This window comes from Sphingomonas faeni (assembly GCF_023195535.1).
GTDB lineage: Bacteria > Pseudomonadota > Alphaproteobacteria > Sphingomonadales > Sphingomonadaceae > Sphingomonas > Sphingomonas faeni_B.
In genome coordinates this window covers 241,084-265,099 of the sequence record NZ_JALPNF010000003.1, presented here as the reverse complement: position 1 = coordinate 265,099, position 24,016 = coordinate 241,084, and the positions used below count along the sequence as shown (strand labels likewise).

At 65.5% G+C, this 24,016-nt stretch carries 20 protein-coding genes and 1 tRNA gene; 16 read left to right on the top strand and 5 right to left on the bottom strand.

Annotated features, from left to right (window positions below; genetic code table 11):
* The first annotated feature begins 282 nt into the window (after positions 1–282).
* From SPHN_RS08400 to SPHN_RS08365, 8 genes are all read left to right on the top strand, one after another.
* Positions 283–2,565, top strand: coding sequence for an NADP-dependent malic enzyme (locus tag SPHN_RS08400; RefSeq protein ID WP_248522688.1), 2,283 nt, complete (start codon positions 283–285; stop codon positions 2,563–2,565).
* 692 nt (positions 2,566–3,257) lie between these two features.
* The gene (locus SPHN_RS08395) at positions 3,258–3,878 is read left to right on the top strand and encodes a sugar transferase (protein ID WP_248522687.1); all 621 of its coding nucleotides are present in this window, start codon (positions 3,258–3,260) and stop codon (positions 3,876–3,878) included.
* A gap of 104 nt (positions 3,879–3,982) precedes the next feature.
* Positions 3,983–5,110, top strand: coding sequence for a glycosyltransferase family 4 protein (locus SPHN_RS08390; RefSeq protein ID WP_248522686.1), 1,128 nt, complete (start codon positions 3,983–3,985; stop codon positions 5,108–5,110).
* Entirely contained in the window at positions 5,107–6,243 is a 1,137-nt protein-coding gene (locus tag SPHN_RS08385; protein ID WP_248522685.1) for a glycosyltransferase family 4 protein, read from the top strand. The genes SPHN_RS08390 and SPHN_RS08385 overlap by 4 nt, the downstream gene beginning before the upstream one ends.
* Positions 6,240–7,271 carry a glycosyltransferase family 2 protein gene (locus SPHN_RS08380; protein WP_248522684.1) on the top strand — a complete coding sequence of 344 codons (1,032 nt, stop codon included), beginning with the start codon at positions 6,240–6,242 and terminating at the stop codon, positions 7,269–7,271. Before SPHN_RS08385 ends, SPHN_RS08380 begins: the two co-directional genes overlap by 4 nt.
* A complete protein-coding gene (locus SPHN_RS08375) occupies positions 7,268–7,840 on the top strand; it encodes a polysaccharide biosynthesis/export family protein (protein WP_248522683.1) in 573 nt (190 codons plus the stop codon). The genes SPHN_RS08380 and SPHN_RS08375 overlap by 4 nt, the downstream gene beginning before the upstream one ends.
* 68 nt (positions 7,841–7,908) lie before the next feature.
* Entirely contained in the window at positions 7,909–9,150 is a 1,242-nt protein-coding gene (locus SPHN_RS08370) for an outer membrane beta-barrel protein (protein WP_248522682.1), read from the top strand.
* A gap of 5 nt (positions 9,151–9,155) precedes the next feature.
* The gene (locus tag SPHN_RS08365) at positions 9,156–11,315 is read left to right on the top strand and encodes a GumC family protein (RefSeq protein ID WP_248522681.1); all 2,160 of its coding nucleotides are present in this window, start codon (positions 9,156–9,158) and stop codon (positions 11,313–11,315) included.
* A 13-nt stretch (positions 11,316–11,328) separates the two neighbouring features.
* Here the strand turns inward: SPHN_RS08365 and SPHN_RS08360 are convergent, their stop codons facing one another.
* On the bottom strand, positions 11,329–12,240 hold the full coding sequence (locus tag SPHN_RS08360; protein ID WP_248522680.1) for a glycoside hydrolase family 26 protein: 912 nt from the start codon (positions 12,238–12,240) through the stop codon (positions 11,329–11,331).
* A gap of 215 nt (positions 12,241–12,455) precedes the next feature.
* Between SPHN_RS08360 and SPHN_RS08355 the strand changes: the two genes are divergently transcribed.
* Positions 12,456–13,751, top strand: coding sequence for a hypothetical protein (locus SPHN_RS08355; protein ID WP_248522679.1), 1,296 nt, complete (start codon positions 12,456–12,458; stop codon positions 13,749–13,751).
* On the opposite strand, the gene SPHN_RS08350 is transcribed toward SPHN_RS08355, so the two are convergent.
* Both SPHN_RS08350 and SPHN_RS08345 read right to left on the bottom strand, forming a co-directional pair.
* Positions 13,735–13,965: a hypothetical protein gene (locus SPHN_RS08350; RefSeq protein WP_248522678.1), complete on the bottom strand. Its 231-nt coding sequence runs from the start codon at positions 13,963–13,965 to the stop codon at positions 13,735–13,737. The two genes, SPHN_RS08355 and SPHN_RS08350, sit on opposite strands and share 17 nt — an antisense overlap.
* Positions 13,966–14,110: 145 nt before the next feature.
* Positions 14,111–15,091, bottom strand: coding sequence for a glycosyltransferase family 2 protein (locus tag SPHN_RS08345; protein WP_248522677.1), 981 nt, complete (start codon positions 15,089–15,091; stop codon positions 14,111–14,113).
* Positions 15,092–15,141: 50 nt separating this feature from the next.
* On the opposite strand from SPHN_RS08345, the gene SPHN_RS08340 reads away from it, so the two are divergent.
* Together SPHN_RS08340 and SPHN_RS08335 are read left to right on the top strand one after the other, a co-directional pair.
* The gene (locus SPHN_RS08340; RefSeq protein WP_248522676.1) at positions 15,142–16,119 is read left to right on the top strand and encodes a glycosyltransferase family 2 protein; all 978 of its coding nucleotides are present in this window, start codon (positions 15,142–15,144) and stop codon (positions 16,117–16,119) included.
* Positions 16,116–17,654: a lipopolysaccharide biosynthesis protein gene (locus SPHN_RS08335; RefSeq protein WP_248522675.1), complete on the top strand. Its 1,539-nt coding sequence runs from the start codon at positions 16,116–16,118 to the stop codon at positions 17,652–17,654. The genes SPHN_RS08340 and SPHN_RS08335 overlap by 4 nt, the downstream gene beginning before the upstream one ends.
* On the opposite strand, the gene SPHN_RS08330 is transcribed toward SPHN_RS08335, so the two are convergent.
* Complete coding sequence (locus SPHN_RS08330) at positions 17,651–18,667, bottom strand: polysaccharide pyruvyl transferase family protein (RefSeq protein WP_248522674.1); 1,017 nt, start codon at positions 18,665–18,667, stop codon at positions 17,651–17,653. The two genes, SPHN_RS08335 and SPHN_RS08330, sit on opposite strands and share 4 nt — an antisense overlap.
* 508 nt (positions 18,668–19,175) lie before the next feature.
* Here SPHN_RS08330 and SPHN_RS08325 point away from each other — a divergent pair.
* A complete protein-coding gene (locus tag SPHN_RS08325; protein WP_248522673.1) occupies positions 19,176–20,180 on the top strand; it encodes an acyltransferase family protein in 1,005 nt (334 codons plus the stop codon).
* Between the two features lie 125 nt (positions 20,181–20,305).
* Here the strand turns inward: SPHN_RS08325 and SPHN_RS08320 are convergent.
* Positions 20,306–20,382: transfer RNA gene (locus SPHN_RS08320), tRNA-Pro, on the bottom strand.
* A gap of 125 nt (positions 20,383–20,507) precedes the next feature.
* Between SPHN_RS08320 and yajC the strand changes: the two genes are divergently transcribed.
* Genes yajC through SPHN_RS08300 form a run of 4 tightly spaced genes read left to right on the top strand, consistent with a single transcriptional unit; the run spans position 20,508 to position 23,946 of the window.
* Positions 20,508–20,978 carry a preprotein translocase subunit YajC gene (gene yajC / locus SPHN_RS08315; protein WP_248522672.1) on the top strand — a complete coding sequence of 157 codons (471 nt, stop codon included), beginning with the start codon at positions 20,508–20,510 and terminating at the stop codon, positions 20,976–20,978.
* Positions 20,978–22,582 carry a protein translocase subunit SecD gene (gene secD / locus SPHN_RS08310; protein ID WP_248522671.1) on the top strand — a complete coding sequence of 535 codons (1,605 nt, stop codon included), beginning with the start codon at positions 20,978–20,980 and terminating at the stop codon, positions 22,580–22,582. Before yajC ends, secD begins: the two co-directional genes overlap by 1 nt.
* Before the next feature lie 14 nt (positions 22,583–22,596).
* Complete coding sequence (gene secF, locus SPHN_RS08305) at positions 22,597–23,571, top strand: protein translocase subunit SecF (RefSeq protein ID WP_248522670.1); 975 nt, start codon at positions 22,597–22,599, stop codon at positions 23,569–23,571.
* Positions 23,572–23,946: an Mth938-like domain-containing protein gene (locus tag SPHN_RS08300; protein WP_248522669.1), complete on the top strand. Its 375-nt coding sequence runs from the start codon at positions 23,572–23,574 to the stop codon at positions 23,944–23,946.
* Positions 23,947–24,016 lie beyond the last annotated feature (70 nt).

The window sequence follows — 24,016 nt, the reverse complement described above, 5'->3', positions numbered from 1 at the left end:
CGGCGGAGACCAGGGTCCAATTTGAGGGGCGGTGGTAACGAAGGACCGCGCTTAGTTATGTCCGACGTTCCAATTGAGCCCCGGCCTTCGCCGGGGGGGCCTCTGATGGGTGGTGGCCTGATAGGTGACGCTGCCCCCTGCCCCCCAACCAAACCGACGCTACGTCCGCGCGGGGTTGGCGGATCGCCTCCCCTGCGGCTATGCGCTCCCTTGAACAGTCGCCGCGAGCTTTGCTTGCGCGCTCAACCCGGTCGCCGCCGCGGCCGACAGGTTAGGAAGACCATGGAAGACGATTTCCGCAAGGCCGCGCTCGATTATCACCGCTATCCGAAGCCCGGTAAGCTCTCGGTCGAGGCGACCAAGCGGATGGCGACCCAGCGCGATCTGGCGCTCGCCTATTCGCCGGGCGTCGCCGCTGCGTGCGAGGAGATCGCCGCCGATCCGGACAAGGCGCGGGATTATACCGCGCGGGGCAATCTGGTCGCGGTCATCACCAACGGGACCGCGGTTCTGGGCCTTGGCGCGATCGGGGCGCTGGCGTCGAAGCCGGTGATGGAGGGCAAGGCGGTGCTCTTCAAGAAGTTCGCGGGGATCGACTGTTTCGACATCGAGATCGATCAGCTCGACCCGCAGGCGTTCATCGAAGCCGTGCGCGTGCTCGAGCCGACGTTCGGCGGGATCAATCTCGAGGACATCAAGGCGCCCGAATGCTTCGAGATCGAGACGAAGCTGCGCGAGGTGATGAACATCCCGGTGTTCCACGACGACCAGCACGGTACCGCAATCGTGTGTGCCGCCGCGGTCCGCAACGTTCTCGAACTGCGCGGCAAGCGGCTCGACCAGATGAAGCTGGTGACGTCGGGCGCGGGCGCGGCGGCGCTGGCGACGGTCGACCTGCTGGTGTCGATGGGGCTCAACCCCGAGAACGTGACGCTGACCGATATCGCCGGCGTCGTGCATGCCGATCGCGGCGACGTGATGCCGCCGAACATGGCGCGCTATGCCCGCAAGACGAACGCGCGGACGTTGCCGGACGTGCTGGAGGGAGCGGATATCTTCCTCGGCCTGTCGGCACCACGCGTGCTGAAGCAGGAGTGGCTGCATCTGCTGGCGCCCGATCCGTTGATTCTGGCGCTGGCGAACCCGGAGCCCGAGATCCAGCCGGCGCTGGTGCATGCGACGCGGCCCGATGCGATCATCGCGACCGGGCGTTCGGATTTCCCGAACCAGGTCAACAACGTGCTGTGCTTCCCGTTCATCTTCCGCGGGGCGCTCGACGTCGGCGCGACCGAGATCAACGAGGCGATGAAAGTGGCAGCGGTCGACGCGATCGCGGCCTTGGCGCGGGCTACGGCGTCCGACGTGGTCGTTACCGCCTATGGCGGCGCGACGCCGGTGTTCGGGCCGACCTACATCATCCCGAAGCCGTTCGATCCGCGGCTGATCCTGCACGTCGCGCCAGCGGTCGCTAAGGCGGCGATGGATTCGGGCGTGGCGACGCGGCCGATCGAGGATTTCGACGCGTATCTGCGTGATCTCGAAGTGTTCGTGTATCGCTCGGGCCAGCTGATGCGGCCGATCTTCGCGCGCGCCAAGCAGGCGGGGCGCTCGATCGCGTATGGCGAGGGCGAGGACCCGCGGACGCTGCGCGCGGTGCAGACGGTAATTGACGAGGGCATCGGTCGGCCGGTGCTCATCGGACGGCGCGAGGTGATCGCCGAAAAGATCGAATCGAGCGGTCTGCGCATGACGATCGGCACGGACGTCGAGGTGCTCGATCCGGCTACCGATCGTGAGGTCTTCGAGCCGTTGCTGGCGGGCTATAGCGCGCTGGTCGGCCGTCGCGGCACACCGCCGGACAGCGCCGAGCGGGCGCTGCGGACGCGGCCCAGCGTGGCGGCGGCGATGCTGTTGCGCGAAGGACGCGTCGATGCGGCCTTGTGTGGCGGGATCGGCGACTGGTGGACGCAGATGACGTACGTCATGCCGCTGCTGCCGCGGATGCCGGGCGTGTCGCGGCTGTATGCGATGTCGGCGGTGATCCTGCGGACGGGCAGCCTGTTCTTCTGTGATACGCACGTGACGGTCGATCCGACCGCCGAGCAGATCGCCGAGATGACGATGCTCGCGGCCGAAGCGGTCCGCGCGTTCGCGATCGAGCCGAAGGCCGCGTTGCTGTCGCATTCGAGCTTCGGTGCGTCGCGGTCGCCGTCCGCGCAGAAGATGCGCGCAGGCCATGCGTTGCTCAAGGACATCGCGCCGGAGTTCGAGTTCGACGGCGAGATGCACGGCGATGCGGCTCTGTCCGAGGCGCTGCGGCGGCGGCTGGTCGGGGATAGCCCGCTGACCGGGTCGGCAAATCTGCTGGTGATGCCCAATATCGACGCGGCGAACATCGCGGTGTCGCTGCTGTCGGCCTCGACCGAATCGGCGCCGATGGGGCCGATGCTGCTGGGGCTCGCCAAGCCGCTGCAGATGCTGGTGCCGAGCGTGACCGCGCGCGGGATCGTCAACCTCAGCGCGATCGCCGTGGGTCAGGCCGCGACGGTGAGCGAGACGGCCTGAAGGCGGTTCCGCGCTAGGACAAAGGGCCCGGGATGACGCTGCGCGCAGCGGTCGTGATCCCGGGCTGCCCCCCACGCGGCCTGCTACATAAGGCGATGACCACGATCGGTGCGCGACGTCGAACATCACCGTCGATACGGCGTTGCGACAGCGTGTCGAAAGCTCGCTGCGATCGGATGATAGCGGTTCATGACGTCGCCGGAGCAGGCGAGATGAGCGATTCGGATCCTGCTGGCGGTTTCGGATACGCATCGCGGATTGCGCCGCGGCGAGCGCGCCGTGCCAATTCCCTGCCAGTACGGCTCGACCACGCCGATTTCGCCGTATTTTTCAGGATAATCAAGCGATTAGCCTTCTATCGAAATACTACGACTGCTCCAGAATATGGTTAATTCAGCGCACGACGCTTCAAACGATCGCAAGTAAGGCCACCTCCCTACTGCTCTACTGACAACATTGTTCAGCGCCTTACGCTCCCAAGTTCATGCTGCAATGCGGTAGATAGAGGTAAAGGTGAGATAGCGGGCGCTCAATACGCTAGCCAACCGCTAGCACCTCTGCGATATTGCAGTGCGACAACAAACAGCAGTCAATGAGGTGCGGCCATGACATTTTATGGCAATGTACGCACTCGCGTTAGAGTGCACTCGGGACCTGATGCCTCGAGTAAGTCGGCAAGCAACTTCAGTGTCATGCGGAAGGTCGATGGCAACCTGTCGCGGCTGGTCGACATTATCTTCTCCACCAGCGCGTTGCTCGTGTTTTTGCCCGTCATGGTACTGCTTTGTATAGCGATTTCTCTGCAGGACGGGGGTTCTCCGGTGTTCATCCATCGGCGCATCGGTCGCGGCGGCCGGATGTTTCCGTGCCTTAAACTGCGCACGATGGTCCGCGACTCCGAAGTGAGGCTGCGCCGACATCTTGAACAGAATCCTGAAGCGCAGGCCGAATGGGCGCTCGATCAGAAGTTGCGCAATGACCCGAGGATCACCCCTCTCGGGCGTTTTCTCCGCAAGTCGAGCCTCGACGAACTGCCGCAGCTGATCAATGTCGTCTGGGGCCATATGAGTATGGTCGGTCCGCGACCGATCGTACCGGCCGAAGTCGAGCGGTACGGCCGGTACATGCAATTCTACTGCACCATGCGTCCCGGCATCACCGGGTTGTGGCAGGTCAGTGGCCGCAACGACATCAGCTATCGGCGACGCGTGGCGATGGACACGATCTACAGCCGGACGCGCTGGGTGGGTGGCGATATCTGGATCATGGTCCGCACCGTGCCGGCAGTTTTTGCCAGCAAGGGGTCGTTCTGAGCACCGCCGCGCCCCCCGCTCGCCAGGATCTCGTCCGAGATTTCCCTCTCCACCTCGACGCTGCGGCCGACGATCGCGCAGACCACCGCGCGATACGATCGGTGTTGCTCGTCGATCCCTCGCTGTTCACTGCGCCGTACGACGCGGCGCTGTCGAACGGCTTGCAGGCCAATGCGATCCGACCGAACTGGGCGACGCGCGCGTTGCGTCCGATGGAGGAGGATCTGCTCGCAGCGATCCCGACATTGCCCTTCTTCTATCCGTACACGGATGGGCCAAGGCGTCGGGTCGGATCGGTATGGCGCGCACTGAAGGGTGTCGAGCATGCCGTCGGACTGCGGCGTCTCCAGCGGGAGGCGGCGCGTTTCGACCTCGTCCACTTTCAGTGGGCGGCATTGCCGATGCTCGATCTGCGTGCAGTCCGCCGTATCCGGCGGACCCGCCCGGTGATCCTGACGGTCCACGATATCGAGCCGTTCAACGGTCGCCCGGTCAGCGCTGCGCAACGCAGCGGCTACACCGCCATCTTGGCGGCGTTCGATCGGCTGATCGTGCACACCGAGCAGGGACGCGATGCGCTGGTCGCGCGTGGGTTGCGCGAGGATCGGGTCCACGTCGTGCCGCACGGCGTCCTGCCGTTGCGCGCGGCGGCGCCCGAGCCTCGCGTCGAGCCGCGTCGCTGGCGGATCGTGCTGTTCGGACGGATGCAGGCGTATAAGGGCGTCGACCTGCTCGTCGAAGCGCTCGGCCTGATCGACCCGCAGGTCCGCGATCGCCTCGAGGTGATCGTCGCCGGCGAAGTCCAGATCCCGATCGAGCCCATTCTGGCCCGCGCCAGGGAACTGGACCTCGGCGCCGCCTTTACCGTGCGTGCCGGACGACTGTCCGAAGATGCGATGGCTGGCTTGCTCCGGAGCGCCGACGCGTTCGTCTTCCCCTACCGGACGATCGATGCGAGCGGTGTGCTGCATCTGGTGGCAGACCTCGACCGCTGGCTGATCGCGAGCGACATCGGCGCGTTTCGGACGATGATCGGTACCGGCGGTGCGGCAGGCGCCCTGGTGCCGCCCGCGGACCTTGGCGCACTGGCGGGCGCGATCATCGACTCGATCGGCCGACATCCGCGCACCGGACCCGCTACGGACATGCCCGACTGGACGCAGATCGGCGCACTGACCCGCACCGTCTACGAAGCTGCGCTGGCCGATCGCCGACCGGGCGCCGTATCATGAGCCGCTCCCTCCTGATCTTCCAGGACAGCCCGGACTTTGGCGGGCACGAAGCGATGTTCCTGCGGTTCCTGCCGGCACTCGTGCAGAGCGGTGAGTTCGACCGCATCGTCGTGCGGTATCCGACTGCCAACGCCAAGCTGGCCGAGCGCCTGCAACCCCATGTCTCGGATCGGTTCGAGGTGAGGCCCTGGGTCTTCACCAAGGCACGCGCCGAGCCCTATCTCGGAGGGTTCCGGCGGGCTTACGCGCGCGCGGCGCGGGATGCTTTCGCCGACCTGCGTCCCGCCACGACGTTGCTGTTGCAGGGACGCATCGAGAATTGCGTCGTTCCGCTGCTCGCGGCGCCCCGCGACGCTTTTGTCGTCAGCTATGTGCCGATGGCGCACGGCATGGCGGCGTTGGGTCGCAGCGCGGTACCCGGCGATTGGGTCCGCCGCCGGCTGTATCGTCGACCGGATCGCTTCATCGTGCCGAGCACCGCGGTCGTCGAGCAGGTTCGCGCCGCGGGTGGCAGCGCGCCCATCGTCGTGGCGGACAACATCGTCGCACCGCCGCCGGTGCCCGCGCGTGCGCAGGCCCGGGAGATGCTCGGACTCGATCCCGGTCCACGCGTCGCGCTGTTCCTCGGCCGCCTCGACGTACGACAAAAGGGATTGGATGCGCTGGCAGACGCGATCCGGCGGACCGCGGCGCGGCTCGGCGACTGGATCTTCCTGTTCGTCGGCTCGGGCGAGGGTGAAGCGGATATCGAGCGGCTGCGGCACGATCTCGCCGGTCAGGTCGACATTCGCTGTTCGCGGTGGACCGACACCCCCCATGCGACCCTGGCGGCGGCCGATCTGCTGCTGATGCCGTCGCGGTGGGAAGGCGTGCCGTTGGTGATGCTGGAGGCGATGACCTATCGCATCCCCATCCTGGCGTCGGACATAGACGTCTTCCAGTCCTATCTGCCGTCTGCCAATCGGGTCGACTTCGCGCATGTCGATCTTGCCGGCGCGATGGCGCGTGCCATCACGCCATCCGGTATCGCCGAGTATCGCAGCCATGTCGGTGCCCGTCTCAACGATACCGGCCTCGATCGTTCCAGCACGCGCTTCGTCGAGGCGTTACGACCGGAAAGCCGTGCAGCATGACCGCGACGGTCATCATTCCCACCCTGAACGAGATCGCCCATATCGAGGCGTTGCTCGACACGCTTCTGCGCGAACCGTCCTCCGTGGTCGGCGAGATCCTGGTCGCCGATGGCGGCAGCCGCGACGGCACGCGCGAATGCGTGGCCGATGTCGCCGATCGCGCGTCCCGCGTTCGGCTGATCGACAACCCAGAGCGCATTCAGGCTGCCGGCATGAATCGTGCGGCGGCGGCGGCCGATCCCCGCTTCGCCATCCTCGTTCGCGTCGACGCGCATGCGTCGTACCCACAGGACTATGTCGCGCGACTGCTGACGTCGCTCGCGACGAGCGGCGCGGACTCGGTCGTCGTCGGGCTTACGACGCGAGGGCATAGCCGCTTCCAGCGCGCGGTGGCGATCGCGCAGAACAGTCGCATCGGCACGGGCGGCTCGGCACACCGCATGGGTGGCGCATCGGGCTGGGTGGATCATGGTCATCACGCGGCCTTCCGTCGCACTCTGTTCGAGCAGGCGGGCGGGTACGACACCAGTTTCGAGGCGAACGAGGATGCCGAGCTCGATGCGCGGCTGCGGGCGCTGGACGGCCGGATCTGGCTCGATGCGACGATCCCGGTGATCTATTATCCACGGAACACGCTGCGCGGTCTTGCCAGGCAATATTTCCGCTATGGCTCGGGTCGCGCGCGTAACAGCCACAAACATGGCGAGCGGCTGCGCGTGCGACAGATGCTGCCTCCTGCGATCACGCTGGCGATCGGGTTCAGCCTGCTTGGCGCAACCCTGCTGCCCGCGCTTCTCGTCATCCCGCTGTCATATGGACTCGCCTTGCTTGCCGCCTCGGCCGTGTTCGCGGTCAAGGCGCGGTGGCTCGGCGCGCTCATGGCCGCACCGGCACTGGCGACGATGCACCTTGCATGGGGGGCGGGCTTCCTGAAGCGCAAGGTGCTCCAGTTTCGAACAAGGAAACCTATGATCGATACCGAGATTGAGCGCGTTCGTGGTGCCGAACGTGGCGGAGAGGCGATATGAACCGGCATGTCGCAAGGACATGGACGGCGGCCTTTGCGGCTGCGGTCTGGCTGACCGGCTGCACCCCCGATATCGCGCCGACTCCGGCCGGAGCACCGCCCGCCGCCGCCTATGTCTACCGGCTCGCGCCCGACGATCGACTGCGGATCAATGTCTACAACGAACCGGGTGTCACCGGCGAATATGCCGTCAACAGCGAAGGCGACATCTCGTTTCCGCTGGTCGGCATGATCAAGGCGCAGGGGCAGACGCTCGGCGAATTCTCGGCCACGCTGACGCAGACGCTTCAGGCGCGGTATTTCAAGAACGCGCATCTGGTGGTCGACCTGATCGCCTCGCGGCCGATCTACGTGCTCGGCGAAGTGAACAAGGCGGGCCAGTTCCCCTATCAATCGGGGATGACGGTGCTGGGTGCCGTCGCGACGGCGGGTGGCTTCACCTATCGCGCGAACCAGAAGACCGTGATGATCCGCCATACCGGACAGGCCGCCGAGCAACGCGAGCCGTTGACCGCGGACGTGATCGTACAGCCCGGCGATACCGTCCGGATCCGAGAGCGAAACTTCTAGCCGCCGTGTCCCGCCGTACACCGTCTTGGCTTCGTCACGCCGCTCGCACTGGCGTGCTGGGCAGTGCGATGGTGTGTCCACATCTGGTCCATGCCCAGGAGGCGCCGCTCTTGCCCGAGGAAAAGCCCCAGATCGACACACGCCATACAGCCGTACTCGAGCGCGTGCAGCCCGGCTATGTCGCGCCGGGAATCCCGCTCGGCGGTTTCCAGCTTGCGCCGTCGGTCGAGATCACCGGCCTCTACGACGACAATATCTTCGGTACGCAGGATGACAGGGTCACCGACGGCCTGCTGCGCATCCAGCCACGGGCGCAACTGCAGTCGCAATGGGCGCGCAACAGCCTCAGCCTCGATGCCAGAGGCAAGATCGACCGGTATCTGAACCGCAGCACCGAGAACGTCGCCGACTATTCGGTCACCGGCCGCGGCGTCTACGAATTCGATCACGCGACCGCATTGACGGCTGCGATCCGTGCCGAGGGCATTCACCAGTCGCGCCTGTCGCAGGACATCTTCTCGCAAACGATCAAGCCGATCTATTACACGCAGCAATCGGGCGCGATGCTGCTCGCGCATGATTTCAACAAGCTGCGACTCTCGGCGACGGCGCGCGTGGCCCGCTTCGATTTCCGCGACGGCCAACTCGCCGATGGCACGATCGCGGACTACCAGCCGAGCGACAATACCAGCTACCGCGTCGGCATGCGTGCGTCCTACGCGCAGACGCCGTCGATCGCGTGGTTCACCAGCGCGAGCTACAATGTCCGCCGGTTCCGGGTCGGCACGATCGAGACGCCCAAGCGCAATTCGGAAGGGTTCGAACTGCTCGCAGGCGTGAGTTTCGAGCCGGCCGCGCTGATCCGCGGCAGCATCGGCGTCGGCTATATCCAGCAGCGCTTCCGCCTGCCCTTCTACAATGATCTCGGTGGCCTCGGCTTCAACGCCACGGTGCAGTTCTTCCCGACCCAGCTAACGACCGTCACGATCAGGGGCAACCGATCGGTGCTCGACTCCGGCATTCCAGGCTCGGGCGGCTATCTGTCGACGCAGGGCAGCATCCAGGTCGATCACGAATGGCTGCGTCAACTGATCCTGTCCGCATCGATCGGATATCAGGACAGTCGCTTCAACAACCTCGATCGCACCGATGGTCGCATCAGCGCCAAGGCCAGCGCGACCTATCGTATCAACCGCTATGCCGGGCTCAAGTTCGGCCTCGAGCGGCTCGACCAATCCTCCAACGGCACTGATCGTTACCGCGCGTTCAAGGACAACCGCGCGACGATCGGCCTGACGCTGACAAGGTGAACGCCATGGACGACTTCCGCTCCGGCCAGACTGCCGAACCCCGTTCGAAGGGACGATTGGCCGCGACCATCGGCGATCCGATGGACAGCATCCGCCACGCATTCGCCGCGGTACGTCACCGGAAATGGCTCGCGATCGGGGTATTCGCGAGCGCGTTGGCACTGGTGCTGGCATACGGGTTCACGCGGACCAAGCTGTACACCGCGTCGGCGGGCATGGTGGTCAATTCGCGTGAGTTGAACGTGTCGGAGAAGGACAAGGAGGTCCTGCCCGGTCTGTCCACCGCCGAGACCGCGGTTGCGACCGAAGTCGAGATCATGCGCTCGTCCGCCGTCGCGCTCGGCACCGTCCGCGCGCTGAACCTCGTCGACAATCCGGTCTTCGCCGCAAGCCTCCCCAAGCTGCCCGGCACCGATCGGGAAACCGCGGCGACAGGCCTCGTGATCGGCGGGACCAAGATCATCCGCCCCGGCGAATCCAGCGTCGTCTCGATCGCCTATACGTCGTCGGACCCGATGCTGGCCAAGGCGGTCGCCGATCAGATCGGCCACCAGTATCTGGCCGTGAAGGAGAAGTCCCGCCGCGCCGCCGTCGAGCAGGTCGGCCGGGGGTTGGGCAACGAACTGGACAATTTGCGCATCCAATTGGAGGCCGCGGATACCGAGGTTGCCCGATACCGCGCCCAGCACGACCTGTTCGACAGCCAGGGCGCGACCTTCACGCAACAGGAATTGTCGCTCTACAAGCAACAGCAGGCCGCAGCGCAGGCCGCACTGGCTGATGCGCAGGCGAAACTCAGTACCGCGCGTGGGCAGACGCGCAAGGGTGACACCGGCGGTGTCGGCGCGGTGCTGCAATCCCCCGTCATCCAGCAGTTGCGCAATCAGCGCGCGGTGCTGGCGACCACCTATGCCGACATGCAGGGCCGCTATCAGCCCGACCACCCCGATCTGATCCGGACCAAGGACCAGCTCGACTCGCTCGACCGGGCGATCGGGGCGGAAACCAGCCGGCAGCTCGCCAATCTGAACGCCAACGCGCAGATCGCCCGCGACCAGGTCGCCAACGCCGCCGGTATCGTCGCGCGCACCACCGGCACCCTTGCCAACGACAACAACGCCTCGGTCCAGCTGTCGCAACTCCAGCGCAAGGCAGATGGCCTGCGCGCTACCTACCAGGCCCTGCTCGAGCGCAAGAACCTGATCAGCAGCCAGGCGCTTGTCGCCGATGAGGACGCGCGGATCTTTTCCCCGGCCGCGCTGCCGCAGCGACCGACGTCGCCCAACAAGCCGCTGATCCTGATGATCGGGCTGGTGCTGGCGACGATCGTCGCGGGTGCGGCGGTGTGGATCGCGGAAGCCTTCGATCGCAAGCTGATCTCGTCGGCGGACATCGAGCGAAAGCTTGGGCTGCCGCATATCGCCAATGTCCCGGAAATCGCGTCGATCGCACGGCCCGGAGAAGAGGGGATTTCGCCGATCGACTTCCCGGTGGAGCGTCCCCTGTCGCTCTACGCCGAGCAACTACGCGCCGTGCGGCTCGCGCTGGTACGCAATGGCCGTACCGGCATGACGAGTGTCGGCATAACCTCCGCACGGCCGAGTGAAGGCAAGACCACGCTCGCGATCTCGCTCGCGCGGACGTCGGCAATGGCGGGCAGCCGGACGTTGCTCGTGGATGCCGATATCCGTCGCGCATCCGTATCCCGGGTGATGGGTCTCCCGCCGCATGCCGGCATGGTGCAGGTGCTGCGCCGCACCGCGACGCTGGACGAGGCGCTGATCCACGACCCGGTGAGCGGCATGTACGTGCTGCCCGCTGGCGACACGACCGAGAATCGGCAGGATCTTTTCGCTGCGGCCAATATCGCTGCATTGCTGGCCGCGGCGGAAAAGCGCTTCGATCTGGTGATCTTCGATGCGGCGCCTGCCCTCGCTGTTACCGATGCCCGGCTGCTGCTCCGTCAGGTCGACGAGGTGCTCATGGTGCTGCGCTGGAACGATACGCCGAGCCAGACCGCGGCAGCGACTCTGAAGCGGATGCGCGCGCTCGACATCGAGCCGCTCGGCGTGATCGCAACCCGTGTCGACATGCGCGCGCTGGCTGCGTTCGGCCACGGCGATGTCGATCGCGATCACGCCGACTACGGGGCCTATTATGCCTAAGTCGGCTGGCCGATCACTGCGCGAACTCCGCCTTGTAGGCCGCCAGCGCCAGCGGGAATTTGCCCGCGGACATCGTGGCGTCGTAATCGGACGCGGTGAAATCCCAATAGCTTTCATAGGCGATACGGTGCGCGCGCATCCAGGCGGCCATGTTGTGGATGAACAGCGGATCGTCGCCATAGCCATGTCCGTCGGGTCGCGTGCCGGTGCCCCATTCGGGAACCACGATCGGCTTGCGATGCTCGGCCGCGAACCTCGCCAGCCAGTTCAGGCCGTAATTGGCGGTGAGATAGCCCTGCCAGCGGGTCGCCGGGTCGGTATCCTGCGGACGCCAGCTCTGGTTGTAGATATCGATACCGATCAGGTCGACGGCGTCGTCGCCGGGCCACAAGGATTGCGGCGTGTTCGTGCCGGTGCCGAGCGACGGATTCCATACGATCCGGAAATGCTGGCCCGGCACTGCGCGCAGCACGCCGACGACATGACGGAAGGCGCCGACGAACGACACCGGATCCTTTGCAGCCGACCAGGCATACCAGTTGCCGTTGAACTCCCAGCCAAGCCGCACGATCGTATCGGCGCGCCCCTTGGCTACGAGGAGTTCGCCGATCTTGCGGAATTCGGCGTCATATTCTCCCGCGGCGGCAGCACTCAGCGTACCGCCCTTGACGACGAGCGGTACACCGAGCGCAAGCCGAACGGGCTGGTTCTGCCAGCAGGTCAGCGCCCACTGCGCGCCGCTCTGCATCTGCGCCCAGCTTTCGGCCGACAGGAAGTCGGACACCCCATCGAGCTTGCGCCCCATCACGCCCTGATAGCGAGGCAGCCGATCCTTGCCGTCGCAGCCCGCACCCTTGTAGACGTACATCAACGGGTTGGCTCGCGCCGGGGTTGCGGCCAACGCGGTGGCAGCAAGGGCGATCATAACGGCAGTCCGGACCATGAGGCGGCGCTCCTGCCCGGCCGGAATGAGACGAGACACCGGCCGGCCGGGCGACGGCGGTGGCGATCGATCCTCTACCGGCCCACTCTCTGGCGGCCCTCGCGAAGCGTTACGCTCTCTCGCGCGCACGGCAAGATGTCGCGCCGCGCGACGCCCTGCGCGCGCGACGAGGCGAGTGGCGCGCGCGGGGTGGTGGCATGAGCACCGCACCGATCGTTCAGGACGAGGGTCTTCGATACCAGGCCTTGCGGGACGACGCCCTTGCGGACGACCAGGACCAGTCCGCGCGCAACAGCCGGATCTTCGTCCATGGTAGTTTGATCGCCTGCCTGATCCTGCAACGCTTCGGCGGGATGCCGGGGGGTAGCGCCTTGTTCATCAGCCTGCCGCTGTTCGCGCTGTTGCTCGGATGGGGGCTGGCCAGCGGCATCGCCACGTTACGCCCGCGCGGTATGGCGCTCTATTTCGTCTTCGCGGCGTGTACGTTGCTGTCGACGCTGATCGCGCTGACGACGCCGGATGGTCGGTTCGGCACCAGCGTCCCTTCGATGATCGCGATCCTGGTCACGTACAGCTTCACCATGGTCGGCCCGAGCGCGCGGTTCGACCGGACGACCGTCTTCCGGCTCTTCCTCGCCTATACCCGGTTCATCGCAGCGGCGGGGATCGTCCAATGGGCGGTGCAGTTTGTCGGCATCCGGATATTTTCGTTCATGGTGACCATGCCCGCGCTGAAACCGGTGCTGGTCGAGCCGCAGTTCAACTTCAATCCGATTCTGCACTACGGATCGACGATCCTGCGCTCCAACGGCTTCTTCCTGCTCGAGCCGAGCATGTTCTCGCAGACGCTCGTGATCGCGGTCGTCATCGATTATTTCATTCTCGGGCGGGTGAAATATCTGCCGCTGTACCTGGTCGCGTACATGCTGTCCTTCTCCGGCACCGGCGCGCTGTCGCTCGCGTTGGCGGTCCCGTTCTACGCCTGTCTGTCGGCGCGGAATTTCGGGCGCGTGGCGGGTTTTGCGATCGCCGGCGTGATCGCGCTGACGCTGGGGTCGATCGTCTTTCCCGAACAGGTTGGATCGATGCTCAGCCGGACCAACGAGCTGAGCTATTCGGGGTCGAGCGGCTATGCGCGCTTCATCGGCCCCTTCCTGCCGATCGCGGAGCTCAGCCACGAGGCGCGCATCCTGATCGGCTGGGGGCCGGGCGCGACCGAGCGCTACCTGTATTTCAAGGAAGGCACGGGCAATTCGATCGCCAAGCTGATCACCGATTACGGCGCGATCGGGATCACCGCGTTCCTGGCGATGTTCGCAGGCACGCTTTGGCGGCGGGAGACGGCGATCCTGTCCGTCCTGGCGCTCACCACCTTCATCATCGGGGGCGGCTATCTGTTGTTCACGCCGATGCTGGTGCTGCTGTTCCTGCTGTGCATCTGGGGCGGTACGGCACCAGACGATCTCGGGCTCAAGCTCAGGCCAGCCGGATGACGATCATCCAGAGGACGACCCCGACGACCCCGGCGATCGCCCATGCGGTGAACGAGATGCGCCGCCCTGCCGGCATGCGTGAGGATCCGGGCTCGACCGGGAACCGCGTATCGGCATCGGCGTGCCACGCCTCGGCCCGGTTCAGGGATTCGTGGCCGATCGGCTCGGGATGTCTCGGCTTGCCGCCTGCTCCCGTGGGGTCCTTGCCAATCATCCTGCCTCTCCGGCCATTACTCTATCTGGGTCAGACGAACCCGATCGTGGCACGTCATAGCTCAATGCCATACCGCGTCCGCTGGACCTTATGCGCCTACTGCCCCACTATAGGACATTGTCCGGTGTTGTGCATGTGGAATCGGTCAGGCCTGTATATCGGCCGCGACATCCTCGTCACGAAACCGCAGACGAGACACGATCACATGGTTCGTGTGCCGTTGCGCGATCGCCGCGAGGAAGGTCGCCGCCCGTTTCGGCAAGGGATCGAGCCGCAGCGACCCGAGCATAAGCCGACGCGCATCACGGAAGCGGCGCATCGTGAAATTGACGCGGCCGCATTCCCACATCTGACTGGCCCGCATCGTACGCTCCAGCTTGCGCCAGGCCTTGCCGGAAAAGCGTGCGCGGATCGTGGCATTGCCACCGATCGTATCGAGACAGGGCTGATGATTGGCCCAGTCGACCGAAAGACCACCCGACGAACTGCCCGGCCGTACCCGCAACGAGAACACTTCCGGCTCGGTACCGATGAACGCGAATTCGCCTTGCGCGGCGAGGCGGCACCAGAACTCCCAATCCTCGCTCAGCCGCAGCCGCGTATCGAACCCGCCAAGCCGGCGCGCCACCTCGGTCCGGATCAGGACGTGGCCGCCATTGGCGAGGAAGTTCTCGCGCAGCATCGGTTCCAGCACGTCGCCGTCGGGATAACGATGCAGCGCGAGCGGCTTTTGCCCTGGATAGAGCGCGCCGCCGGGCAGGATCTTCAGGAACGTGCCGAACGCCGCGACCGCTGTTTCGCGCGCATCCAGCATCGCGGCGAGCCGCGCAAAAGCGGTCGGATTGAGTACGTCGTCGCCGTCGAGGAACATCACGAACCGCCCCTTGGCGAGCGCCAGACCATGATTTCGTGCGGCCGAAACCCCGGCGTTGGTTTGCTGCACAAGCGAAATACGCGGGTCGACGAGCGTGCGAATTTCGTCCGCCGTCGCGTCGGTGGAGCCGTCGTCGACCACGATCGCCTGCCACGACCCGGTCGATTGGGCCACAATGGATGCCAGACAGGGCAGGACGAGCCCGGCCACGTTGTATGCCGGCACGATCACGGTAATTTCGGGGTTCGACATCATGCTCCTTTCGAGCAGCGATCCTGGAAACCCCCTTCAAGGGAGCTCGTATGATCCAGGCCAGCGTCATTATTCCGGCCTATAATGCAGCGCAGTATATCGAGGCGACAATCGCTTCTGCAATGCAGCAAGACCAGTGCGATCTTGAGATCATCGTGGTCGATGACCGATCGACCGATAACACCGCGGCCATCGTCGCGGAAATCTCGCGCGGCGATTCCCGCGTGTCGCTGCTCGCCTTGCCACGCAACGGCGGGCCGTCGGTTGCCCGCAATGCGGGAATAGCCGCGGCGCGGGGCGAGTGGATCGCGCTGCTCGATGCCGATGACAGTTTTGCGCCCACCCGCCTCGCGACGCTCATCGCCCTCGGCGAGACGAAACAGGCCGACATGGTGGCGGACAACCTTCTGCTGGTCGACGCAGTTGACGGGTCGCGGACGCCGATGCTCGCACCAGGATCGCTGACTGCACCCTGCATGATCGATCTGCCGGAGTTCATCGCGCGCAATATCTCGTCGCCGGACGCGCCGCGGACCAATTACGGGTTTTTGAAACCGTTGATGCGACGCGATTTCCTGATGCAGCACGGCCTGCGGTACGACGAGACGGTCCGGTTCGCCGAGGATTTCGCGCTGTACGTGGCTTGCCTTCGCGCAGGCGCCAGATGGTGGCTCCATCCCGACCCGTTATATCGCTATCTGGTGCGGCCGGACTCGTTGACGCAGATCCAGACCACCGGCGACCTCGATGCCTTGCGCCGTCGCCAACGGGCGCTGCTCGACGAAGCGCGCGCTAACTGCGACGCCCGGCTGGTGGCATTGCTGCGACGTCATCTGCGGACGGTCGACCGATGCTATTATTATCGCGGCTTTACCGACGAGGCCAAGGCGCGCCGCCCCCGTGCCGCGCTTCGTTACCTGTTCGCCAGCCCGAACAGCGTGCTGCTCGTCACGCAGGAAAGCGCGCGCCAATTGCCGCTGATCCTGCGCAAGGCGTTACGCGGCGGCTACAAGACAGTGGCGCGATGACCGACCGCATCCCCGCGTCCGGTTTGTCGCCGGAAGGCACCGGTCTCTCGTCGGAAGGCGCCGGTTTCTCGCCGAATGGCAACGCCACCGCGCTCAAGCGGCAATCCGCGGTTGGCGCCGCGGTGACGATGGGGAGCCAGGGCACCAAGTTCGTACTTCAGTTCGGGAGCCAGGTGGCGCTCGCCCGGCTGCTCCTGCCGACCGATTTCGGATTGCTGGCGATGGTCGGCCCCTTGGTGGCGGCCGCGCTCCTGCTCACCGACCTGGGCCTGTCGGCCGCCACGGTGCAGCGACCGACGATCAATCAGGTCGAACTGTCGAGTCTTTTCTGGCTCAACGTGCTGATCGGCTGTGCCCTCGCCGGCCTCGCGGTGGCCGCGGCACCGCTCGCGGCGATCTTCTACGCGACCCCCGCAGTGACCCCCGTGATGATGACGATGGCGGCCGCGCTGCTGCTGTCGAGCCTGTCCGCCCAGCATCTGGCGCTGCTCAACCGACGCATGCGGTTCGGAGCGATCGCGATGATCGAGGTCGGTGCGCTCGTCGCCGGGGTGATCGTCGGGGTCGGCGGTGCGCTTGCCGGGTTCGGCTATTGGTCGCTGGTCGCGATGCAGGTCACCAACGGCGCGGCGACGCTCGTCCTCGCCTGCGTGTTCTCGCGGTGGCGGCCGTCGCGACCCGGAATCTCACGCGACGCGCTGCATCTTTTGCGGTTCGGCGGGACGGTTACCGGCTATAATCTGCTCGGCTATCTCATCACCAACCTCGACAACATCCTGATCGGCGCGCGGTTCGGTGCAGGGCCGCTCGGCATCTACGATCGTGCCTACAAGCTGATGTTCCAGCCGCTGTGGCAGATGACAGCACCGGCAGCGCGTGTTGCCGTACCGTTGCTGTCCCGGCTGTCCAACGATGCCGCCGAGTATCGCGGCGCGTATCTGGCGATGCTCGGCGGCGTGCTCACGCTGACCACCCCCGGCATCCTGTGCGCGATCATCTTTGCCAAGCCGGTGATCCTGGTCCTGCTCGGCGAACGCTGGATCGAATCCGCCCCGACCTTTGCCTGGCTCGGCGTCGCGGCGCTCAGCCTGCAGTTGCGCCAGGCGGCATCCTGGCTGTTCGTCAGCCAGGGCCGTGCTCAGGAACAGTTGAAATGGGGCGGCCTGGGATCGGCCGCGGTCATTATCGGATATCTCATCGGTATCTTCTGGGGGCCGAAGGGGATCGCCATGTCGGCGGCGATCTCCAGCGCGGCGGTCCAGATTCCGATGATGTGGTGGGCGGTCACGCGGAGCGGCCCGGTGACCCGCGGCGATGCGATCCGGTTGATGATTCCGATCGCCGCCGCCACCGCGATCGCCGGCGGCCTGCTGACACTGGCCGCGTATGCGTTCGCCTGGGCCAGCCTGCCGATGCTCGCGCTTGCCGGCCTGCTGGCCTACGCGCTGTTCATCGGCGCACTGGCCCTTTTCCCGGGCGGACGTGCCCAATTGGTCAAGGCAGGGGGAATCGTCCGCCGGTTGCTGAAACGCTAGCCGCGGCGAACGTCCGTGATCAGCCCGGCGACGGCATACTGGAGTTGGTCGAGGCGACCGGCGAAGATGCCGTCGTCGCTCAGGTAACTCTGCCCGGCCGCCGCAGCCTTGAGGGCACCGCTCGCCGCCGCCAGCCGACGTCCGTCGAATTGCGTCGCCGCGACCTTCAGCAGGGCCTTGATCGCACCTGGCGCCTTGACCGCGTCGATCACCGCCGGCTCTTCGCGAAAGCGATCCTGAAACTCGGCGATCAGCGCCGCATCGTCGGCATCGGCAAAGTCGGCACGGGCGACGCTGCGCCCGCCGGCCTGGGTCAGGCGGCTGATCCGGTCATAGCGGAACGACTCGAGCCGCGTGGTCGGCGGAAGCGCGACCGGTCGGTAGGCCAGATCCAGCGAACCAGCCCAGTCACGCCATTTGAAGATACTGACCTCCGGCGAGATCATCACCGGAACCCAGGGGATGCGCAGCGTATCGGCGACGATCGCGCCGTGCATCGCCTCGGTCACGACCAGCTTGGCGCGGCCGTAACAGGCCAGGATCCTGTCGGGGGTCCATTGCGGATCGACGAAGGTCATGCCCGCGCGCTCTGCCGCCGCCTGCCAGTTGCTGTTAACCAGCGTCCTGTGATGCGGCATGAACAGGATTTCGTCGGGCCGTGCGGACCTGGGGACGAGATCGGGCAAGGCGGCCAGCAGCGCCGCACTGTCCGTTACCGCCGCGGCCGGGCGCCCGATCACGCTGGCGGTGAGCGGACCGCGGACCGCACAATAGGTCCAGCGCGCGTAATCGTCGGGCAATCGACCATAGGCAGCGCCCGATCCCATCACGAACACGCGCTTGCTTGCGGTTTCGACACCACGAAACCGTGCCTCGTCCAACAGACTACCGATGCCGACCAGCACCGTGTCCGGCGCCGATCGGACGTCTTCGGGCAAGACCCTGGGCCAGATCAATTCGTTCAGGTCGTCGCCAAAATTGCCGACGGCATCCTTGTAGTAGACGATGTGCATAGCTGTTCCTGTCTCAGTCGTCGGCGAACGCAGCCGGGATGCCGCCGAACGGGCGCGCAAGCCCGGTTCGCCAGCGACGATTATTGGTCCGCGTGGGTCGCGCAGAATTGATCCGTTGGGCATCGATCCGTGCGGCATTGATCCTCAGGGGGATCGATCCGCATGGGACCGGCGCACCGTACGCTTGCCACGCATGCCGCCCGGTTTGACGATACCTGCCAGAAGCGCGAAACGGCTTCCCAGCGTCGGCATTCGCCACGCGCATCGCCGCCAGCGATATGGTGGGTGCCTCGATCGGCAACCCGGGGGCGGAAACGTCGACCATATCGTTACTGCACCGCAACATTGTTCAGCGCGCAAGTCGTTTGCCGCCAGATCGGGACGTGTCGTGCAGCGTTCGCGTTTATCGCAGATCAACGTGGTTACTCGATGACTCGACCCGATCGGTGCGACGTTCCGAAGTCGAGACTGCGCCTGTCGCCGCCATCATGCGCTATGCTGCGCCGCAATGCAGCGTTTGTTCGGTCTTCAATATCTACGCGGCCTCGCTGCCTGCGCCGTGGTGGCCTATCACGCGGCGGATCGCGCGCAGCGTCCGTTCGCCGCAGGCGAAGCGGGCGTCGACCTGTTCTTCGTCCTCAGCGGTTTCCTGATGTGGGCGATTACCGACGAACACAGCCGCCCGCGCCAATTTCTGGTCGCTCGTGCCAAGCGGATCGTGCCGAGCTATTGGATCGTGACGTCGGTCATGCTCGCCGGTGCGATCGCCGGGCTGTTTCCCGCGGTCAGGCTGACGGTCACGCACGTCGTCACGTCCTATGCCTTCATGCCGTCGATCTCGCCGAGCAACGGTCAGGCGTGGCCGTTGCTCGTGCCCGGGTGGACGCTGAATTACGAAGCGGGGTTCTACCTGCTGTTCGGCGTGGCCCTATGCCTTCCCCGCAACGCCCAGCTGCGGTCGCTTACGGTCGCCCTGCTCGCACTCGCGGCGATCCATCCGTTGGTCGACGACGATCAGGTGGCACTGCACTTCTACTCGGACCCGCATATTCTCGAATTTCTCGGTGGATTGTGGCTGGCGCAACTGTGGCGAGGCCCGATGTTCGGTTACGCACGCATGGGCCCCGCATTGGCCGTGGCGACGCTGATACTCGGCGCGCTCGCGCTTGCTTTGCCCGCGGAATGGCCGAAGGCGGTCCGTTACGGCTTGCCGGCGCTGGCCAGCGTCGCAACGATACTGGCCTTTGAACGCACCCGGCACGGTATCCCCGAATTTGCGCCATTACGCCTGATGGGCGACGCGAGCTATTCGATCTATCTGTGGCACACGCTCGCCTTGTCGGTAACGACCAAAGCCACGGCGGGGCTGAACCTCGGCGCAGCGGCGATCCCGTTGCATTTCGTGGCCGGGATCGGGATCGGGCTGATCGCGTACGTGCTCGTCGAGAAACCGATGATGGGATATTTCCATCGACGGCATGATCGTCGGAAGGAGGCGCGCGTCGGCCGCTAGACCTCCCGCAGCCTTCGCCATCCGGCGGGCTGTCGGCGGAATTGACCTTTCGCAATGCCCGATCGCGCCATCGAGAAAACTCGACCGGCCGTGCTCGCTTGGGGTCCGCTACTGAATACATGAAATGGTCGGAGCGACAGGATTCGAACCTGCGACCCCCACACCCCCAGTGTGGTGCGCTACCAGGCTGCGCTACGCTCCGACCGAACGGATAGCCTTGCGGCGACCCGAGGGGGGCGCACTACGCGCCGCGCGCGCGGGATGCAAGTGCGAACGCAGCGTTGCGCCCGGTCGCATGACGCCAACGTCTCATCCTGTGGCGATCTGTTGCGCGAGGTTCCAAGCGATGATAGCGGGCGGACCAATGCGGGCGCGATGCGCGACGTCCTGCCCGACCCATCCTTCAAGCCGGACTTGGCCCTCAGCCAGCGCCGGCCCAGCCAGATACGGAACTCGATGTTCATCTCACCAGCTTATGCCCAGGCCGCAGACGGCGCCACGACGGCGGGGGGCGGGATCGCCTCGTTCCTGAGCCTCGCGCCGCTCTTCCTCGTGTTCGTCGTGTTCTATTTCCTGATGATCCGCCCGCAGCAAAAGCGCATGAAGGCGCTGCAGGCGTCGGTCGCCGCGGTGAAGAAGAACGACAGCGTCGTGACGTCGGGTGGGATCCTGGGCAAGGTGACCAAGGTCGAGGATAATGTCGTCGAGGTCGAGATCGCGCCGAACGTCCGCGTGCGGGTCGTCAAGGCGACGCTGACCGACATCACCAGCCCGAACACGAAGCCGGCCAACGACTGATGCTGGATTTTCCGCGCTGGAAGGTCGGGTCGATCATCGGGTTGCTGGCGGCATTGTGCCTGCTGGCGATCCCGAGTTTCCTCCCCGAGAGCACCACGAGCAAATGGGGCAGCATTCCCCATCCGCACATCAATCTCGGGCTCGATCTCGCCGGCGGCAGTTACCTGCTGCTCGAGGCGGATACCGCCGACCTCGCCGCGACGCGGATCGAGGCGATGCGCGACAGCGTGGCCGGTACGATGCGCAACGGGACGCCGCGGATCGAGATCGGCGACATTTCGACGCGTGGGGGCCAGCTGAGCTTCCTGCTGCGGGATCCGAGCCAGGTCGACGCGGCGCGCGAGCGCCTGCTGGCGATCACCGGCGGTGGCGCCGGGATGAGCGGGCAGCGCGAATGGGACATCAACGTCGTCGACACGAGCCGCTTCGTGCTCAAGCCGACCCAGGCCGGCCTGACCCAGGCGATCGACACGGCGATGAAGGACGCGACCGAAGTCGTCCGCCGCCGTATCGACGCGCTCGGCACCAAGGAGCCGACGATCATTCGCCAGGGCGCGACGCGGATCGTGGTGCAGGTGCCGGGCCTGAAGAACCCGCAGGCGTTGAAGGAGCTGATCGGCAAGACCGCCAAGCTCGAATTCAAGCTGGTCGACGAGACCGCGAACCCGGCCGACCTGGTCAAGGGCATCGCGCCGATCGGCAGCCAGGTTCTGCCGTATCCGGGCAATCCGCAGGGCGTGCCGTTCATCGCGGTCAAGCGCTCGGTGATCATCTCGGGCGATCAGCTCGCCGATGCGCGCCAGGAGTTCGAGCCGCAGACCAACGCGCCGCAGGTGGCGATCACGTTCGACGCGGTCGGCGGTCGTCGCTTTGCCAAGGTGACGACCGAGAACACCAACAAGCCCTTCGCGATCATCCTCGACAATTCGGTGATCTCCGCGCCGAACATCAACGAACCGATCCTTGGCGGTCGAGCATCGATCTCGGGCAACTTCACCGTGGAGTCGGCGAACGCGCTGGCGATCTCGCTGCGGTCGGGCAAATTGCCGGTCAACCTGAAGACGATCGCCGAAAGCACCGTCAGCCCTGATCTCGGCAAGGATTCGATCCGCGCCGGCGTGCTGGCGTCGATCGTCGCCGCACTGCTCGTGATCGTGTTCATGTTCGTGACCTATGGCCGGTTCGGCCTGTATGCGAACCTCGCGGTGGTCATCAACATCCTGGTCATCGTCGCCGTCATGGCGATGTTGAACGCGACGCTGACGCTGCCCGGGATTGCCGGGTTCGTGCTGACGATCGGTACCGCGGTGGATGCCAACGTGCTGATCAACGAGCGTATCCGCGAGGAGCGACGCCGCGGGCGTAGCGTCGTCCAGTCGGTCGAGCTCGGCTACAAGGAAGCGAGCCGCACGATCTTCGAGGCGAACGTGACCCACGCCATCACGGGCGTGATCATGCTGCTGCTCGGCTCGGGTCCGGTGAAGGGCTTCGCGGTCGTGCTGCTGATCGGGATCTGCACGTCGGTGTTCACCGCCGTCACGTTCACGCGGATGATGGTCGCGCTGTGGCTGCGGAAGAACCGCCCCACCACGATCAATATTTGAGGCGGGAGATAACCATGCGCCTGCTGAAACTCGTACCCGACAACACGAACCTCAAGTTCGTTAGCTTACGCAAATGGGCGTTCGGGCTTACTTTGATCCTTTCGCTTCTCGCTGCCGGCCTCGTCGCGTTCCGTGGCCTGAACATGGGCGTCGATTTCGTCGGCGGCGTGCTGATCGAACAGAACTTCGCGACGCCGCCCTCGATCGAAGCAGTCCGCACCGAAGTCGACCGGCTCGGCGTCGGCGAGGCCTCGATCCAGTCGTTCAGCGACCCCAGGACGCTGTCGATCCGACTGCCATTGCCTGAAAGCGGTGACGAAGGCGCAACCAACCGACTGGTGAAGAAGGTGTCGGACGACATCGTGGCGAAATTCCCGGGCTCGACTTTCTCGAAATACGACACGATCTCGGGTAAGGTCTCTGACGAACTGATCACCAAGGGTCTGCTGGCCGTCGGCCTCGCGATCCTTGGCATTGCGCTGTTCGCGGTGGTGCGGTTCGAGTGGCAGTTCGGCGTCTCGACTATCGTCGCGATCGTCCACGATCTGTTGATGACGCTCGGCTTCTTCGCGCTGATGCGGGATTATTTCGAGGTCGACCTGAACATCGTCGCGGCGGTGCTGACGATCATCTCCTACTCGATCAACGACAAGATCGTGATCGACGACCGTATCCGCGAGAATATGCGCCGGTACCGGAAAATGGACATGCGCGAGATCATCGACCTGTCGGTGAACGAGACGCTGCCGCGCACGGTGATGACCTCGGTGACGATCCTGCTCGCGCTGGTCGCGATGCTGGTGCTGGGCGGCCACGTGCTGCGCGGGTTCACCGCGGCGATGATCCTGGGTATCGTCGTCGGGACCTACTCGTCGATCTACGTGTCGTCGTCGCTGCTGATCACGCTGGGGCTTCGCGCCGATCCTGCACCGCGCAAGGGTGGCGTTCAGGACGGCGCCGAGCGGGTGGGTCCGAAGGTCGAGCGTTAAATGAGAATGGACCGCGAGAAGACCGATGGGCCGATGATCTCGGCGATCGGTCGGGCCGGGTTCAAGGTCGACGACGGCTATTATACAGCCTTGTCGATCAGTCCCGAGCGGGCGGATGGCTGGGAGCCGCCGGCGTTCGAGGCGCTGGGCGAGGCCGATGTCGCAGCATTGCTCGCGCTCGATCCGCCACCGGAGTTCCTGTTGCTGGGAACGGGTTCGGCGCTGCGCCAGCCTCCCCTCGCGTTCAAGCGCGCGGTCGAGGCACGCGGGATCGGGATCGAGGCGATGGACAGCCGCGCCGCTGCTCGCGCGTGGGCGGTGCTGCGCGGCGAAGGTCGCTGGATCGTGGCGGCGCTCTACCCTCTCGAAGGGTGAGCCGGGCCTCCCTATCCTCCCCCGCAAGGGGGAGGTGTCGGGCGCTTGCCTGACGGAGGGGGAGGAGAGG

Bases quoted from the DNA above. Each gene is read 5' to 3' on its own strand.
- SPHN_RS08400 (WP_248522688.1), top strand. From the start codon at position 283: ATGGAAGACGATTTCCGCAAGGCCGCGCTCGATTATCACCGCTATCCG.
- SPHN_RS08395 (WP_248522687.1), top strand. From the start codon at position 3,258: ATGCGGAAGGTCGATGGCAACCTGTCGCGGCTGGTCGACATTATCTTC.
- SPHN_RS08385 (WP_248522685.1), top strand. From the start codon at position 5,107: ATGAGCCGCTCCCTCCTGATCTTCCAGGACAGCCCGGACTTTGGCGGG.
- SPHN_RS08380 (WP_248522684.1), top strand. From the start codon at position 6,240: ATGACCGCGACGGTCATCATTCCCACCCTGAACGAGATCGCCCATATC.
- SPHN_RS08375 (WP_248522683.1), top strand. From the start codon at position 7,268: ATGAACCGGCATGTCGCAAGGACATGGACGGCGGCCTTTGCGGCTGCG.
- SPHN_RS08370 (WP_248522682.1), top strand. From the start codon at position 7,909: ATGGTGTGTCCACATCTGGTCCATGCCCAGGAGGCGCCGCTCTTGCCC.
- SPHN_RS08365 (WP_248522681.1), top strand. From the start codon at position 9,156: ATGGACGACTTCCGCTCCGGCCAGACTGCCGAACCCCGTTCGAAGGGA.
- SPHN_RS08360 (WP_248522680.1), bottom strand. From the start codon at position 12,240: ATGATCGCCCTTGCTGCCACCGCGTTGGCCGCAACCCCGGCGCGAGCC.
- SPHN_RS08355 (WP_248522679.1), top strand. From the start codon at position 12,456: ATGAGCACCGCACCGATCGTTCAGGACGAGGGTCTTCGATACCAGGCC.
- SPHN_RS08350 (WP_248522678.1), bottom strand. From the start codon at position 13,965: ATGATTGGCAAGGACCCCACGGGAGCAGGCGGCAAGCCGAGACATCCC.
- SPHN_RS08345 (WP_248522677.1), bottom strand. From the start codon at position 15,091: ATGTCGAACCCCGAAATTACCGTGATCGTGCCGGCATACAACGTGGCC.
- SPHN_RS08340 (WP_248522676.1), top strand. From the start codon at position 15,142: ATGATCCAGGCCAGCGTCATTATTCCGGCCTATAATGCAGCGCAGTAT.
- SPHN_RS08335 (WP_248522675.1), top strand. From the start codon at position 16,116: ATGACCGACCGCATCCCCGCGTCCGGTTTGTCGCCGGAAGGCACCGGT.
- SPHN_RS08330 (WP_248522674.1), bottom strand. From the start codon at position 18,667: ATGCACATCGTCTACTACAAGGATGCCGTCGGCAATTTTGGCGACGAC.
- SPHN_RS08325 (WP_248522673.1), top strand. From the start codon at position 19,176: ATGCAGCGTTTGTTCGGTCTTCAATATCTACGCGGCCTCGCTGCCTGC.
- secD (WP_248522671.1), top strand. From the start codon at position 20,978: ATGCTGGATTTTCCGCGCTGGAAGGTCGGGTCGATCATCGGGTTGCTG.
- secF (WP_248522670.1), top strand. From the start codon at position 22,597: ATGCGCCTGCTGAAACTCGTACCCGACAACACGAACCTCAAGTTCGTT.
- SPHN_RS08300 (WP_248522669.1), top strand. From the start codon at position 23,572: ATGAGAATGGACCGCGAGAAGACCGATGGGCCGATGATCTCGGCGATC.